Here is a 15,891-nt window from a genome sequence, read left to right on the forward strand (position 1 = left end):
CACCAGCCGCTGCCGGAGCCCGGCGGCGGCTGAGAATTCGACAGCGCTAAAACCAGGCGCCCTGAACGCCAAGAATGACGGCGACGAGCGAAATGAAAAGCCCGATGCCTGAGAAAAGTGCCACCCCGATGAACTCGGACGTATCGGAGTGCTTGGCTGGAATGGCGGAATGTTCGGTGTAAATACGTGGTTCTGAAATCGACGAAGAAATGCGAGCTGCTTTTGACATCGCGGGCTCCCTGAAAGTGAGTCTTATGACCCTGCCCGCAAAAGGGTCTTGGCAGCGCAAGCGAAGGTTCAACGCCTCACGGAAGGTTCAGAGGAATACAGCCACCGAGGTGCAGGAACCGGCCGGCGCAACCGATGTCGTCGCGCCGACCGATTCAATTTTCGCAAACGTTGATCAGCCGCGATAGATCGGTGCGCCCGCGGGAGAGGCAACCGCGCCACCATCGACGAAGATCTCCTGGCCCTGGATGTGCCCGGCATCGTCGGAGGCGAGGAACAGGACCGTCTTCGAGATGTGATCCGGTTCAGCAATGCGGCCGAGCGGCGTGGATAGTCCAAGGCGCTTCTCGAACGCCTTCTCCGCTTCAGGCGTTGCGATCGCGGCGCCCCAGATCGGCGTGCGGGTCGCGCCGGGCGCAACGACGTTGACGCGGATGCCGCGCGGCGACAGTTCCGAGGCCATGATCCGCGCTAGCGCGCGCACGCCGGCCTTGGCGGCCCCGTAAGCGGAGTAGCCGGGAACGCCGAGCACGGAGATCACCGAACCGTTGAGGATGATCGAGGCGTTGTCGTTGATATAGGGCAGTGCCGACTGCACCGTGAAGAACACGCCCGTGAGGTTGGTGCTGATCACCTTCTCAAAGACGTCGTCGAGCCCAGCGGCGTGCTGCCGGGGATGCCGGCATTGGCGAACACGATATCGAGCTTGCCGAATTTTTCGGTGCCCTTCTTGATCGCCGCTTCAGTCGCGGCGACGTCGGTCGCGTCCGCAACCAGCGCGATCCCGTTCGGCCCGAGTTCCTTTGCTGCGGCCTCCAGCGTCTCCTTGTTGCGCCCGGTGATGATCACCTTCGCGCCCTCGGCCACGAACAGCTTTGCCGTTGCCAATCCAATTCCGCTGTTGCCGCCGGTGATGAGTGCCGTCTTGCCGCTCAGTCTCATGCTCGCCTCTCCAGTAGTTTCATTATGAAACCGTATTGCAATCTAGGCGAATGGTTTTATGATGCAACCACACAAGCGCGTGATTGGCGCCGACATCGTGCGAATGTGAGGAGACCTCAGACGATGGTGAAACGAACGAGTTTTGAGGGTGACGGCTGCCCGGTCGCGCGGTCGCTGGAGGCGATCGGCGACTGGTGGACGCTGCTGATCATCCGCGAAGCGATGCTTGGTGTGCGCCGCTTTGGCGAGTTTCAGGGCAAGCTCGGCATGGCCAAGAACATCTTGTCGGCGCGGCTGCGCTCAATGCTCGAACACGGCATCCTGGCGACCGCCCCCGCCTCCGACGGCAGCGCCTACCAGGAGTATGTGCTGACGCCGAAGGGACTTGGCCTCTTCCCGATCCTGGTCGCGCTCCGGCAATGGAGCGAGGAGTTCGACGACACGCCCGAGGAGATCGACACCGTCATGGTCGATCGCGTCAAAGGCCGCCCGGTGAAGAAGCTCGAGCTGCACGCCGAGGATGGACGGTTGCTCAGCCTGGCCGACATCACGCTGAAGCCCCGACCGGCACCGCGGCGGCGGTCGGCCTGATCGCGGCACGCTGCCACCACACCGTCATTGCGAGCGCAGCGAGGCAATCCAGAGTTTCACCACGGAGGGATTCTGGATTGCTTCGCTGCGCTCGCAATGACTGCGTGGGGGACTTGTACAAAATATCGACGGCGTCAAAGATGGCTGAACACCCCAAAGTGGCACCGCCATGCCCCTGCTCGCTATCGTCTATTTTTCCATCTCCGGCACCACTGAGAAGCTGGCGCATGCGTTGGCGCGCGGAGCGGATGGCATGGCAGACGTCGCGCTTTGCCGCATCACAGGCGACGACATCGTGTCAGGCCGGTTTCAGAATGAGCGATTGCTGGAGACGATTGACCGCGCCGACGCGGTAGCATTCGGCAGCCCAACCTACATGGGCGGACCAGCGGCTCAATTCAAAGCCTTTGCAGATGCTTCAAGTGATCGATGGAGCCAGCAAAGATGGGCCAACAAGATCGCAGCCGGGTTCACCACGGGCGCCTGCGCAAGCGGCGATCAACTCCACACATTGACCTACTTCTCCATTCTGGCCGCGCAGCACGGCATGCTCTGGTACGGACTGGATATTCCGGGTGGGGAGGATCTGAGTGGCCGGAATCGTTTAGGCAGCCAGCTTGGCCTGGCGACACACTTGGTCGACGCCTCGTTACCGCAAAGCGACCTCAGCACGGCCGAATATCTCGGCCGGCGACTGGCCAAGATGGCAAGCCGTAACGGCTAACCGCACCGGTCACTGAGCGCAGCGAAGCAATCCAGAGTTTCACCGCGGAGGGATTCTGGATTGCTTCGCTGCGCTCGCAATGACGACGTTGATGCGGCGCGCCTCCATATATCGCCGTCACCCTGAGGTGGCCGCTTCTTCAGCGGCCCTCGAAGGGCGACGGCCCGGCTGCAGCATCTCGGCCGCTCATCCTTCGAGGCTCTCTACGCGAGCACCTCAGGATGACGGATTGGATGGTGAGCGCCGCTACGACAGCTTGCGCTTGCTCCGCAGCCGCAGGTGCTCGTCGGCCTCCAGCTTGGTCATCCCCAGGAGATAATGCAGCACATCGAGCTTGTGGCGCTCGGCGAGCTTGCGCAACGCCCCGACCTGCTCGGCGATGAAGGCGACGGCCTCTTCGACGCCGCCCTCCCCTGGTTCCTCACCGCGCGAGCCTCCCGCCACGCCTGACGCGGCGCGCGCCCGTTTCTTTCCTGGCTTAGTCACCAGACCCCACCCGAATCCATGCCCCGGGCGACTCTACGCCGACATTGACCGCAACTCCAAGGTGGTATTTTGCAACTTTCTCGATATGAAACTTTTCCCATTTGGGGTGCTTTCAACACCCCTCGATTTGACAGCGAGGGCCTCACCACCCATGTTCGGGTCGAAACGGCCGATCCGAATCTCATCGAAAGCGGCTCGTAATTTCCCCGTAAGCTACTGGAACTACATGAATATCGTCATTGTGGAGTCGCCGGCGAAAGCCAAGACGATCAACAAGTATCTGGGCTCGTCCTACGAGGTTCTGGCCTCGTTCGGCCATGTCCGCGACCTCCCGGCGAAGAACGGTTCCGTCGATCCGGACGCAAATTTCAAGATGATCTGGGAGGTCGACCCCAAGGCGGCCGGCCGGCTCAACGATATCGCCAAGTCCCTGAAGAACGCCGACCGCCTGATTCTGGCGACCGACCCTGATCGCGAGGGCGAGGCCATCTCCTGGCACGTGCTGGAGGTGTTGAAGGAAAAGCGCGCGCTGAAGGATCAGAAGATCGAGCGCGTGGTGTTCAACGCCATCACCAAGCAGGCCGTCACGGACGCGATGAAGAATCCGCGCCAGATCGACGGCGCGCTGGTCGACGCCTACATGGCGCGCCGTGCGCTGGACTATCTGGTCGGCTTCACCCTCTCCCCCGTGCTCTGGCGCAAGCTGCCGGGCGCCCGCTCGGCGGGCCGCGTGCAGTCGGTGGCGCTGCGGCTGGTCTGCGACCGCGAACTGGAGATCGAGAAGTTCGTCGCGCGCGAATACTGGTCGTTGATCGCGACCCTGCTGACGCCCCGCGGCGACGCCTTCGAGGCGCGCCTCGTCGGCGCCGACGGCAAGAAGATCCAGCGTCTCGACATCGGCACCGGTGCGGAAGCCGAAGACTTCAAGAAGGCGCTGGAAGCGGCCGCCTACGCCGTGACCGCGGTCGATGCCAAGCCGGCCCGGCGCAATCCGCAGGCGCCCTTCACCACCTCGACGCTGCAGCAGGAAGCCAGCCGCAAATACGGCTTTGCGCCGGCGCACACGATGCGCATCGCGCAGCGCCTTTATGAGGGCATCGACATCGGCGGCGAGACCACCGGACTCATTACTTATATGCGTACCGACGGCGTGCAGATCGATCCGTCCGCGATCACCCAGGCGCGCAAGGTGATCGGCGAGGATTACGGCAACGCCTATGTGCCGGAGGCCCCGCGCCAGTACCAGGCCAAGGCCAAGAACGCCCAGGAAGCGCACGAAGCGATCCGCCCGACCGACATGTCGCGCCGCCCCGACAGCATGAGCCGCAAGCTCGATGCCGACCAGGCCCGACTCTATGAGCTGATCTGGAAGCGCACCATCGCGAGCCAGATGGAATCTGCCGAGCTCGAGCGCACCACCGTCGACATCACCGCGAAGGCAGGCTCCCGCACGCTGGAGCTGCGGGCGACGGGTCAGGTCGTCAAGTTCGACGGCTTCCTCGCGCTCTACCAGGAAGGCCGCGACGACGAGGAAGACGACGATTCGCGCCGCCTGCCCGCCATGAGTGCGGGCGACGGCTTGAAGCGGCAGTCGCTCGCCGTCACCCAGCATTTCACCGAGCCGCCGCCGCGCTTCTCGGAGGCCTCGCTGGTCAAGCGCATGGAAGAGCTCGGCATCGGCCGTCCCTCGACCTATGCCTCGATCCTCCAGGTCCTGAAGGACCGCGGCTACGTCAAGCTGGAGAAGAAGCGCCTGCACGGCGAGGACAAGGGCCGCGTCGTGGTCGCCTTCCTCGAAAGCTTCTTCAGCCGCTACGTCGAATATGACTTCACCGCCAATCTGGAGGAGCAGCTCGACCGCATCTCCAACAACGAGATCTCCTGGCAGCAGGTGCTGAAGGATTTCTGGACCGGCTTCATCGGTGCCGTCGACGAGATCAAGGATCTGCGCGTCGCCCAGGTGCTCGATGTGCTCGACGACATGCTGGGCCAGCACATCTATCCGCCCCGCGCCGATGGCGGCGATATCAGGCAGTGCCCAAGCTGCGGCAACGGCCGGCTCAATCTCAAGGCCGGCAAGTTCGGCGCCTTCGTCGGCTGCTCGAACTATCCGGAATGCCGCTACACCCGCCAGCTCGCCGCCGACAGCGAGACCACCGCCGACCGTTCCCTCGGCCAGGACCCCGACACCGGTCGCGATGTCTGGGTCAAGGCCGGCCGCTTTGGGCCCTACATCCAGCTCGGCGAGCAGAAGGATTATGAGGAAGGCGAGAAGCCGAAGCGCGCGGGCATCCCGAAGGGCACCTCGCCGGGCGATGTCGAGCTCGAGCTTGCGCTGAAGCTGTTGTCGCTGCCGCGCGAGATCGGCAAGCATCCGGAGACCGGTCAGCCGATCACGGCAGGACTCGGCCGCTTCGGGCCGTTCGTGAAGCACGAGAAGACCTACGCCAGCCTGGAGAGCGGCGACGAGGTCTTCGATATCGGCCTCAACCGCGCGGTGACGCTGATCGCGGAAAAGATCGCCAAGGGCCCGAGCCGCCGCTTCGGCGCCGACCCCGGCAAGGCGATCGGCGATCATCCGACGCTGGGCACCGTCACGGTGAAGAGCGGCCGTTACGGCGCCTATGTCACGGCAGGCGGCGTCAACGCGACGATCCCGGCCGAGTTCGAAAAGGACACCGTCACGTTGCCGCAGGCGATCGCGTTGATCGACGAGCGCGCGGCCAAGGGCGGCGGCAAGACCAAGGCGAAGGAAGCCGCGAAGCCGGCCAAGGCCAAGAAGGCTGCGGCGAAGGCCACCGACGGCGATGACGCCGCGCCGAAGCCGAAGAAACCGGCCGCGAAGAAGGCGGCCAAACCCAAATCCGAATCCACCAGCAAGGCGCGCGCCGCCGTGTCGTCGACCGCAAAAACGTCGCCGACCAAGGCCGCCGCCCCCAAGGCTCCGGCCAAGAAGAGTGCCGGCAAGACCTAGATCAAGAATTAGAGGTTAAGTGAAACGCAAGAATGACCATGGCTTTCCCGACCGGAGCGCCATCGTCGCCTTCATCAAGGCAAATCCCGGAAAGGTCGGGACCCGCGAAATTGCGCGCGAGTTCGGCCTGAAGAACGCCGATCGCATCGAGCTCAAGCGCATGCTGCGCGAGCTCGCCGACGACGGCACCATCAAGAAAAAACGCCACAAGGTTTCCGAGCCGGACGCGCTCCCGTCGACGCTGGTCGCCGACATCACCGGCCGCGACAGTGACGGCGAGCTGATCGCCTCCCCCACCGAATGGGACGAGGTCGAAAGCGGCGAACCGCCAAAAATCCTCATCGTCATGCCGCGCCGGCCAAAGCCCGGCACCGCGGCCGGTGTCGGCGATCGCGCGCTGCTGCGCGTCGAGCGCTCGGACGAGAACGAAGGTCCGGCCTATCGCGGCCACATCATCAAGGTCTTCGACAAGACGAAGAGCCGCATCCTCGGCGTGTTCCGCGAGCTTCCCGAAGGCGGCGGACGGCTGGTCCCGGTCGACAAGAAGTCCGCCGACCGCGAGCTGAACATCGCCGCGGCCGACACGCACGGCGCCCGGGACGGCGACCTCGTCAGTGTCGATATCGTCCGCACCCGCAGCTTTGGGCTGGCCTCGGGCCGGGTCAAGGAGAAGCTCGGCTCGGTCAAGTCGGAGAAGGCGATCAGCCTGATCGCGATCTACGCGCACGACATCCCCCTGCAGTTCCGGCCCGCGGCAGAGCGTGAAGCCGAAGCGGCAGAGCCGGCCAATCTGAAGGGACGTGAAGACTGGCGCGACGTGCCGCTCGTCACCATCGACCCGCCGGATGCGAAGGATCACGACGACGCGGTGCATGCGCAGCCCGATCCTGATCCGAACAACAGGGGCGGCTTCATCGTCGATGTCGCCATTGCCGATGTGAGCTTCTACGTGCGGCCGGGCACCGCGCTCGACCGCGACGCGCTCGATCGCGGCAACTCGGTGTATTTCCCGGACCGCGTTGTGCCGATGCTGCCCGAGCGCATCTCCAACAATCTCTGCTCGCTGGTGCCGGGCGAGCCGCGCGGCGCGCTCGCGGTGCGCATGGTGCTCGGCCCCGACGGGCGCAAGCGCTCGCACAGCTTCCACCGCATCCTGATGCGCTCGGCGGCGAAGCTGAACTATGCGCAGGCGCAGGCCGCGATCGACGGCCGGCCCGACGACACCACCGGACCCCTGCTCGATCCGATCCTGAGGCCGCTCTATGCCGCCTATGCCTGCGCCAAGCGCGCCCGCGACGAACGCGATCCGCTCAATCTCGATCTGCCCGAGCGCAAGATCCTCCTGAAGAGCGACGGCACGGTCGATCGCGTCGTCGTGCCTGAACGTCTCGACGCGCACAAGCTGATCGAGGAGTTCATGATCCTCGCCAACGTCGCGGCAGCCGAGATGCTGGAGAAGAAGTCTCTCCCGCTGATCTACCGCGTGCATGACGAGCCGACGCTGGAGAAGGTCCACGCACTCGCGGAGTTTCTGGAGACGCTGGACGTTCCGTTCGCGAAAGGCGGCGCACTGCGGCCCGCTTTGTTCAACCGCGTGCTGGCGCAGCTCGAAGGCCACGACCACTTCCCGCTGGTGAGCGAGGTCGTGCTGCGCGCCCAGGCCCAGGCCGAATATTCCGCTGAGAATTACGGTCATTTCGGCCTGAACCTGCGCCGCTACGCGCATTTCACCTCGCCGATCCGCCGCTATGCCGACCTCGTCGTGCATCGCGCGCTGGTCCGCGCGCTCGGCCTCGGCGAAGGCGCCCTGCCCGACAGCGAGACGCCGGAAAGCCTTGGCGAGGTCGCAGCCCATATCTCGGTGACCGAGCGGCGCGCGATGAAGGCGGAGCGCGAGACCGTCGACCGGCTGATCGCCCATCACCTCGCCGACCGCATCGGCGCGAGCTTCCAGGGCCGCGTCTCCGGCGTCACCCGCGCCGGCCTGTTCGTCAAGCTCGCCGAGACCGGCGCCGACGGCCTGATCCCGATCCGATCCCTCGGCACGGAATATTTCAACTATGACGAGAGCCGACACGCGCTCGTCGGCACGCGCAGCGGCACCATGCATCAGCTGGGTGACGTCGTTGACGTCCGTCTGATAGAAGCAGCTCCCATCGCAGGCGCGCTACGCTTCGAGCTGCTGTCGTCGACCGGCGAGACCGCGCCGCGCGGCCGCAGGCCATCCGGTCCGCAACGCCGCCCCTCGTTCAAGGCGCATCCCGGACGCAGTCCGGATAAAAAACGCAAGCCGCCGAAGCAAAAGTCCGGCAAACCCAAGAAGGGCAAGGGCAAGAACAAAGGAAAAGGCGGGGGTCAGAAGGGCAAGGCATGGTGACGACGAGCACGGCCCCAAAGACCTGGACGCGCGAAACCGGTCTCGTCGAGAAGCGCGACGTCTGGACGGCCATGAAGCGCGGCTTTCGCGGCCGCTGCCCGCGCTGCGGCGAGGGAAAGCTGTTCCGCGCCTTCCTGAAGACGGCGGACAATTGCGCGGTCTGCGGCCTCGACTTCACGCCGCATCGCGCCGACGATCTGCCGGCCTATCTCGTGATCGTCATCGTCGGCCACATCGTGGTGCCCACGATCCTCTGGATCGAGACCAACTACACCACGCCGGTCTGGCTCAGCTTCGCGGCCTATCTGCCCTTCACCTTCGTCGCCTCGCTCGCGCTGCTCCAGCCGGTCAAGGGAGCTGTGGTCGGCTTGCAATGGGCTCTGCGCATGCACGGCTTTGACGACAACCCTCCGGATGGTATTCCGCCGGTCTAAGCAAATAATCAAAAAGCGGTTTGGGTGAGGACATGACGGATACGTCGCAGGGAGCCGAGAAGGCCAAGATCCACGAGGGCAAGGAAGCCGACCACCATCCCTATTTCCGCCCCCGCGATGCTGCGACGCTGATCCTGGTCGATCGCAGCGGCAGCATTCCAAAAGTCCTGGTCGGCAAGCGCCACGACAAGGTGGTGTTCATGCCCGGAAAGTTCGTCTTCCCCGGCGGTCGTGTCGACAAGGACGATTACCGCGTGCCGTGTGCTGCACCCATCACCGCCGAGCTGGAAGCCAATCTCGCCAAGGGCAGCCCGAAGACCCCGGCCTCGCGCGCAAAGTCGCTTGCGATTGCCGCAATCCGCGAGGCCTGCGAGGAGACCGGCCTCTGCCTCGGACGCAAGGCCGAGGGAAAAGCAAAACTCGAGGGTGCCTGGAAGCCGTTCGCGGATGCGGGCCTGCTGCCCGACCCCTCCAGCCTGTTCCTGATCGCACGCGCGATCACCCCGCCCGGCCGCGTCAAGCGCTTCGATACCCGCTTCTTCACCGCGGATGCCTCCGCGATCACCCACCGCGTCGAGGGGGTGATCCATGCGGATGCCGAGCTGGTCGAGCTGGTCTGGGTCGAACTCGGCTCAAAGCCGCTCGCCGATCTGCATCCGATGACACGCAACGTGCTCAACGAGCTCGACACCCGGCTTGCCACCGGCCCGCTCCGCCACGATGCCCCGGTGCCGTTCTTCCATTTCTACGGCGGCAAGATGCAGAAGGATATCTTGGGCTGATCCGGCCACCGAACTCTCCAGGCTCGTTCACGCGATCAGCAAACTCAGCGCGGCACCTCTGAAGGCGCGGTCTTCGCTGCCACCTTGTCCGTGGCCGATCGCCCATTGCTGCGGCCACACAAGCTGCTCCAACCCTCGCGCCGTCGCAGAGGTGAAGGACGACCAACGCGTGGAATCGTGACGACGATACAAGAGACCGCCCGGGCCCATGTCCGGGTAGATCGCGACGTGAATATCGAAACCCTCGCCCGCCGGAAGATCAGGTCCAAACCAATAGGTTGGGCTTCGCCCCGGCTCACGAGCAACGATGGCTGTCAGGGTTTGCCTCGGTCCCCGAAGCCCAAGCCAGAACGGCGCGATCGAACCCGGCGCGAAAGCCGTGAAAATCGTCTGGGCCGCTGCGACATCGGTCGCAGCACTTTGCCCCACGAGCCTCAGCTCGATCCGGCGCCCGCTTTCCACACGTCCGCTAAACGGTGCTTCGACATCTCCGGGCCGCAGCTCTCTCCATTTGGCGGGATCAGGATCCGGTAGCGGCCATTCCATCGTCTCCCTGACAACGCCGTCGATATCGAGCACCTGATAACGCAGGCCTTCCTCGTCAAGCGCGGCCTGAATGCAATGCAGATACTCGACGCCTTCCGGCATCCTGTGAGCCGTTCCCGCGCCGGCAGTGCAGATCTGCAGGACACCGCGATGCGCCTGGACATCGAAGGCGAGGATGTGGCTGCACAGATAGGCGAGCACGTTTTCGTTCACCAGGATGTCCCAGAACGGGCGAGCATATTCGTGGCCGATCTCGCGCTGATACGTCCCGGTAAAGCCGTTGACGGGAAACACCGGATGATGACCAAGGACGAGCTTGTGTCGGGCGTCGCCATGCGCTCTGAGCGTTGTTTCGAGCCACGCGAGCTCGACATGGCCCTCACCTCCCAGGCCGCTCCAGAGCGTGTTGACGAACACCATCAGGAGGTCGCCGCGCCGTGCGAAGTAGGAGAGGCCCGCCTGTCCCGGCGGGCCATTTTTCGGCAGCTCGAGCACTGCGCGAAACACCGCCTCGCTCATCAAATCATAGGTCGTGTGGTTGCCGGTTGTGTGCCACATCGGAATGGCCGCACGGTCGAGCCATGCCATTTCCGTATCCAGCCAATAGCGCCACTGCGCGCGGAGCGCGTCCGGATCCGGCGTCAGTCCGATGATTTCATCGCCCGGGAAGAGCACGAATTCAGGCTGCGGCCTCAGGCGTTGAACGACCGCATTGACCGAGGCGAAGGTCTTTTCGTGCAATCCGCCCGGCACGCCCGAACAGGAGTCGCCATACAACAGGAATTGGTGGCCCTTGCCGCGCGGTCGAAGCGCGGGAATGGAGTTATTCGCTGAGGTCATGGCCTTCCATTGCGGTGTTCGGCCGCGAGGATGGCAATTTCCGCAACGGGTAGCAACAGGCCGTGGCTGGACCTAATCAGGAATCATCAGGCTCGGTGCCGACATAATCGCGGGCCGGCAGTTTGAGGACGCGGCCGATCTCGCTTGCGAGCTTGTCCGCCTCCTCGCGCCTGGAGAAGCTCTGAAGCGTGATCGGCTCGGTGCCCCTGTTGCCGCAGAGATTGACGTCGTAGGTCGTCAGATCCGCATCATAGTCGTCGGTGATGCTGACGAAGTGATAGTCGGCGAGATCGCGCTGGCTGCGGATATTGAGCGGGCCGAACTGCCTGGTGATGACGATCAAGCGCAGCGTCTCGTTGAGCACGACGAAAGTGCGGTACGTCAGCAGGATCATTCCGGGGATGCCGACGAGCAGTCCCAACCCCGTGAACACCAGCACCGGCACGAGATCATCGGCGAGCCGGCCGAATCCGGAAAAATCCTGGCGCAGGCCGAGGCCGACATTCCACAAGAGATAACCGCTCGCGGCCAGCAGCGGCAGCGACAGCAGGCGGCCGACCCAGGGCATGGGCCGGTCGATGCGAACGGTGCCGCCGTCCACGGTCATTGCGCCTGCCATGTCGGGTCTCCTCACGAGGTCATGGCTTGGTCGAAGCGAGAGGCGGATTGGTTCGAAGAGACGCCCCGATGCGCCGGTGCCGTTCTTCCATTTCTATCGCGGCAAGATGCGACGAGATGTGCTAGGTGAGGGAATGGGCGCTTAAACGACTGGAGAATCGGATGACGCGGTTCGTAAGGCCTCTGCTCGCTTCCGTGGCGTTGTGCGGCCTGCTCTCCCCGCCCGCCCATGCGGAGCTCGACGTCGCCAGATTGAAGCAAACGATCGAGACCTCCTTCGAGAGCGAATACCCGAAGCTCGACGCGCTCTACAAGGACATCCACGCCCATCCCGAGGTTGCCTACCAGGAAGTGAAGACCGCGGCGAAACTCGCCGCCGAGATGCGTGCGATTGGCTTTGAGGTCACCGAGCACGTCGGAAAGACCGGCCTTGTTGCCATCTACAGGAACGGCGACGGTCCCACCATCATGGTTCGCACCGAGCTCGACGCGCTGCCGATGGAGGAGAAGACCGGCCTGCCCTATGCCAGCCGCGACAAGCAGATCTGGCAGGGCCGCGAGACATTCGTCGCCCATAGCTGCGGCCATGACATCCACATGGCGAGCTGGGTCGGCACAGCGACGACCCTGGTCGGCATAAAGGACCAGTGGCACGGTACGTTGATGTTCATCGCGCAGCCCGCCGAGGAAGAGGTCACGGGCGCAAAGGCGATGATCGACGATGGCCTGTTCACCCGCTTTCCGAAGCCCGACGCGGGTTTTGCCCTGCACGACGGCAGTGGAGCCTACGGCTCCGTGACCTATAGGGTCGGGGTCGGATCGTCGAACGTTGACGGTCTCTTCATCAGATTCGTTGGCCGCGGCGGCCATGGCGCGATACCGCAGGCGACCATCGATCCCGTGATGATGGCATCCCGCTTCGTCGTCGACGTGCAGAGCGTGATCAGCCGCGAAAAGGACCCGACCGAATTCGGCCTTGTCACCATCGGCGCGATCCACGCCGGCACCGCCGGCAACATCATTCCCGACGAGGCCAGGGTGATCGGCACGATCCGCAGCTTCAAGCCGCAGGTGCGCGCCAGGATGCTGGCTGGGATCGAGCGGACGGCGAAGGCGGTGGCGGCGATGGCGGATGCGCCAGCGCCCGAAATCCATCTCGACGAGGGGACCAAGGCGGTGATGAACGATGCCGCTGTCGTCGGCCAGGCCGAGCGGGTGCTGAAAGTGGCCTTCGGCGACAAGTTCAACGTCAGCCCGGCAAACACGACCAGCGAGGACTATTCAGAATATGTCAACGCCGGCGTGCCTTCGATGTTCTTCAACATCGGCGTCTATGAGCCCGACCGCGTCGCCGCCGCGCGTAACGGCAGCGGCCCGCCGCTTCCCGGCAACCACTCGCCGCAATTCGCCCCGGTGCCGAAACCGACCATCCGGACCGGCGTCACCGCGATGACGCTCGCCGTGCTGAGCGCCTTCGATCAAAGGGCGCGGGGGCAGTAGCTTCCTCGCATCAGTGTCTGCGGCTTGATGGGCTTCTCAGATGCGCAATTGCGCATCTGTGCTCACCGCTCCGCGCGGCGCCCCGGAATGACGCGAACGTGCTGAGAGTCGATCAAAAAACGAAAAAATCTTCCTGCCTCCCCCAATGGCGGAGTCCCCAGGCGTCCCTATGTCTTCCCCAACGACACCTAGAACGGATACGGGGCGATGGCACAACGGCAACTCAAGCTTGGCGCGTTCATGCGCCCGATCAGCATCCACACCGGCGCCTGGCGCTATCCGGGAGCCTGGCCGGACGCCAATTTCAACTTCGGCCATATCAAGACGCTGATCCAGAAGCTCGAGGCCGGCAAGTTCGACGCCTTCTTCATGGCCGATCACCTCGCCGTGCTGAACATGCCGGTCAACGCACTTAAGCGCAGCCACACCGTGACCTCGTTCGAGCCGTTCACGCTGCTGTCGGCATTGTCCGCCGTCACCGAGCGCATCGGCCTGATCGCGACGGGCTCGACGACGTTTGACGAGCCCTACCACGTGGCGCGGCGCTTCGCCTCGCTCGACCATCTCAGCGGCGGGCGCGCGGGCTGGAACATCGTCACCACCTCGAATCCGGACGCGGCGCTGAATTTCGGCCTCGACGACCACATGGAGCATGCCGAGCGCTACAAGCGCGCCCGCGAGTTCTACGACGTGGTCACGGGCCTCTGGGATTCCTTCGCCGACGACGCCTTCGTGCGCGACGTCGAAAGCGGCGTGTTCGTCGATCCCGCGAAGATGCACGTGCTCGACCACAACGGCAAATATCTGAAGGTGCGCGGCCCCCTCAACATCGCGCGGCCCGTGCAGGGCTGGCCGGTGATCGTGCAGGCCGGCGCATCGGAGGACGGCAGGCAGCTTGCGGCGGAGACGGCGGAAGCCGTGTTCACCGGCGGCGGCCCGCTCGCCGACGGCCAAAAACTCTATGCCGACATCAAGGGCCGCATGGAGAAGATCGGCCGCGATCCTGAACATCTGAAGATTCTTCCCGGCGTCTTCGTCGTGGTCGGCGACAGCGTCGATGAGGCCAAGGAGAAGCGCGCGCTGCTCGACAGCCGCGTGCATTACGACAGCGCCATCGCCTCGCTCTCGGTCATCCTCGGCACGGACGCCTCGGGCTTCGATCCGGACGGGCAACTGCCGGAGATTCCGGAGACCAACGCCAGCAAGAGCGGCCGCCAGCGTATGGTCGACCTCGCCAGGCGCGACAAGCTCACCGTGCGCCAGCTCGCCCAGCGCGTCGGCGGCTATGGCGGGCTGTCCTTCGTCGGCACGGCCAAGACCATCGCCGACCAGATGGAGGAATGGCTGGTCGGGCGCGGCTCCGACGGCTTCAACATCATGTTCCCGTTCCTGCCCGCCGGCCTCGACGATTTCGTCGACAAGGTGGTGCCGGAGCTGCAGCGTCGCGGGATTTTCCGCAAAGAGTATGAAGGGGCCACTTTGAGGGAGAATCTGGGCCTGCCGCGGCCGAAAAACCGGTTCTTCGAGGCCTAATGGGACCGTTTTGGGTGGTTTTCCGGCCTAGAGCCCCGTTCGGGGCTCTAGGTTGTTGTTTTTGACGCGTTTTCTTGACGCGAACCGGTGCCCACTTCGCTCGAAAACGCTTCGAAACCTTGACATCAGGCGGTTTCTGGCTAGGTTGCCGGCCAACGCGGGCCGTTTGGCCGGCTCCAGATTCCCTTCATTCCTGAGGTTCTGAACATGGCCAAAGCGGTCACCATCAAGGTCAAGCTCGTGTCCTCGGCTGACACCGGCTTCTACTACGTCGCCAAGAAGAATTCGCGCACCATGACCGACAAGCTGGTCAAGAAGAAGTACGATCCGGTCGCGCGCAAGCACGTCGAATTCCGCGAAGCCAAGATCAAGTAAGAAGATCAAGTAAGATCGCGGAATAAGCTACGGACTTTCGACGGGGCCTCACGGCCCCGTTTTTGTTTGTGCCCTCTCCTGTCGGGGCACGAGACCGAAGTTGACGCGCTGCTCCTTCTCCACGCCGTCGTTGCGAGGAGCTCTTGCGACGGAGCAATCCAGAGCCGTTCCGCCGAGGGCCATGCTTTGTGTGGATGGCGAGTTTATAGGCAGACGCCCCCTCAACCCTCGGTTGCCCAATCCGAAATGTATGTTACCGTGCATTTACCGGGGCGGCATCTCCGTCCCGAATTTGGGAAGGACATGCTCATGAAATTCTCGTCAAGCTTTGTCGTGCCCTCAGCCGTCGCTGTCTTATCAACTGCCTTGCTGTGCGCCCCGGCAGCGTCGCAAATCCCGACTGGCTCCGCCGCCACGATTCCCCCTGTCACGGTCGACGCGCCGAAACAGGTGGCAAAGCCGCACGTGTCGGAGCGGGGAGCAAACACAACGGCGCCGCGTCGGACTGCGTCAACCGCTCGAACGTCAACCGCGAGCACGCCTTCGTATGCGCCGGGCTCGGTGATGGGAAGGCTTGCCAGCCTGGAGAAAGTCGCCAGCAGCTGCAACGGTGGCTGTGCATCAAGCTTCCCAAGCGGCAAAGATCCCTGGGTCGGATGCAGCGAGTCGGGCGGCGGTACGAACTATGGACCTTTCTCGCCAACGTGCCGAGACACCATCACCCATACATCCTACGAGGGTTGCGTTGAAACCAAGGTGTTCCTGGGCGAAAACCGAAACAAGGCCCACTGGTTTTGCAGCAGCCTGCAGGCCGGCAACAGGTTTAAAGTCGCCGAACTCAAGCGATCAGGACGTCGCTAGTCCATACCGCCCGCTGGCTTTCTGTTTCAGTTGAACCTGGACCCGATGTCGGCCAGCGCTGGCCGCTGCTAGCCCCAGCG

General features: G+C 64.0%; 13 protein-coding genes and 1 pseudogene. 9 read left to right on the top strand and 5 right to left on the bottom strand.

All coding sequences use genetic code 11. The features are described from left to right. Positions 1 to 46: 46 nt before the first annotated feature. Together ABIA90_RS17675 and ABIA90_RS17680 are read right to left on the bottom strand one after the other, a co-directional pair. Entirely contained in the window at positions 47 to 229 is a 183-nt protein-coding gene (locus ABIA90_RS17675) for a hypothetical protein (protein ID WP_071917406.1), read from the bottom strand. Between the two features lie 174 nt (positions 230 to 403). Beyond that, positions 404 to 1,170: pseudogene (locus ABIA90_RS17680) on the bottom strand (SDR family NAD(P)-dependent oxidoreductase). Between the two features lie 123 nt (positions 1,171 to 1,293). Here ABIA90_RS17680 and ABIA90_RS17685 point away from each other — a divergent pair. Further along, entirely contained in the window at positions 1,294 to 1,761 is a 468-nt protein-coding gene (locus ABIA90_RS17685; RefSeq protein WP_071913095.1) for a winged helix-turn-helix transcriptional regulator, read from the top strand. A gap of 169 nt (positions 1,762 to 1,930) precedes the next feature. Further along, a complete protein-coding gene (locus ABIA90_RS17690; RefSeq protein ID WP_354117958.1) occupies positions 1,931 to 2,485 on the top strand; it encodes a flavodoxin family protein in 555 nt (184 codons plus the stop codon). Positions 2,486 to 2,731: 246 nt separating this feature from the next. On the opposite strand, the gene ABIA90_RS17695 is transcribed toward ABIA90_RS17690, so the two are convergent. Continuing rightward, a complete protein-coding gene (locus ABIA90_RS17695; protein WP_247310066.1) occupies positions 2,732 to 2,971 on the bottom strand; it encodes a hypothetical protein in 240 nt (79 codons plus the stop codon). Positions 2,972 to 3,197: 226 nt separating this feature from the next. On the opposite strand from ABIA90_RS17695, the gene topA reads away from it, so the two are divergent. From topA to ABIA90_RS17715, 4 genes are read left to right on the top strand one after another with little or no spacing between them, the layout of a single operon-like run. Then, positions 3,198 to 5,945, top strand: coding sequence for a type I DNA topoisomerase (gene topA, locus ABIA90_RS17700; protein WP_354117957.1), 2,748 nt, complete (start codon positions 3,198 to 3,200; stop codon positions 5,943 to 5,945). A 19-nt stretch (positions 5,946 to 5,964) separates the two neighbouring features. Next, the gene (rnr, locus tag ABIA90_RS17705) at positions 5,965 to 8,322 is read left to right on the top strand and encodes a ribonuclease R (RefSeq protein ID WP_354117956.1); all 2,358 of its coding nucleotides are present in this window, start codon (positions 5,965 to 5,967) and stop codon (positions 8,320 to 8,322) included. Further along, entirely contained in the window at positions 8,316 to 8,756 is a 441-nt protein-coding gene (locus tag ABIA90_RS17710) for a DUF983 domain-containing protein (protein WP_166097101.1), read from the top strand. Before rnr ends, ABIA90_RS17710 begins: the two co-directional genes overlap by 7 nt. A gap of 32 nt (positions 8,757 to 8,788) precedes the next feature. Then, complete coding sequence (locus tag ABIA90_RS17715) at positions 8,789 to 9,538, top strand: NUDIX hydrolase (RefSeq protein ID WP_354096582.1); 750 nt, start codon at positions 8,789 to 8,791, stop codon at positions 9,536 to 9,538. A 27-nt stretch (positions 9,539 to 9,565) separates the two neighbouring features. Here ABIA90_RS17715 and ABIA90_RS17720 read toward each other — a convergent pair whose 3' ends face one another. Both ABIA90_RS17720 and ABIA90_RS17725 read right to left on the bottom strand, forming a co-directional pair. Continuing rightward, positions 9,566 to 10,924 carry a metallophosphoesterase family protein gene (locus ABIA90_RS17720; protein WP_354117955.1) on the bottom strand — a complete coding sequence of 453 codons (1,359 nt, stop codon included), beginning with the start codon at positions 10,922 to 10,924 and terminating at the stop codon, positions 9,566 to 9,568. Between the two features lie 76 nt (positions 10,925 to 11,000). Continuing rightward, the gene (locus tag ABIA90_RS17725) at positions 11,001 to 11,543 is read right to left on the bottom strand and encodes a hypothetical protein (RefSeq protein ID WP_354117954.1); all 543 of its coding nucleotides are present in this window, start codon (positions 11,541 to 11,543) and stop codon (positions 11,001 to 11,003) included. A 161-nt stretch (positions 11,544 to 11,704) separates the two neighbouring features. Here ABIA90_RS17725 and ABIA90_RS17730 point away from each other — a divergent pair, with 161 nt between their 5' ends. The 3 genes from ABIA90_RS17730 to rpmG all read left to right on the top strand — a co-directional run bounded on the left by ABIA90_RS17730 (position 11,705) and on the right by rpmG (position 14,950). Continuing rightward, the gene (locus ABIA90_RS17730) at positions 11,705 to 13,042 is read left to right on the top strand and encodes an amidohydrolase (protein ID WP_354117953.1); all 1,338 of its coding nucleotides are present in this window, start codon (positions 11,705 to 11,707) and stop codon (positions 13,040 to 13,042) included. Between the two features lie 207 nt (positions 13,043 to 13,249). Continuing rightward, a complete protein-coding gene (locus ABIA90_RS17735; protein WP_354117952.1) occupies positions 13,250 to 14,575 on the top strand; it encodes an LLM class flavin-dependent oxidoreductase in 1,326 nt (441 codons plus the stop codon). 207 nt (positions 14,576 to 14,782) lie between these two features. After that, positions 14,783 to 14,950 (top strand): 50S ribosomal protein L33, encoded by a 168-nt coding sequence (rpmG, locus tag ABIA90_RS17740; protein ID WP_007603295.1) that lies wholly within the window; start codon positions 14,783 to 14,785, stop codon positions 14,948 to 14,950. Positions 14,951 to 15,891 lie beyond the last annotated feature (941 nt).

The organism is Bradyrhizobium sp. LA6.8, from assembly GCF_040547935.1.
Taxonomy (GTDB): domain Bacteria; phylum Pseudomonadota; class Alphaproteobacteria; order Rhizobiales; family Xanthobacteraceae; genus Bradyrhizobium; species Bradyrhizobium barranii.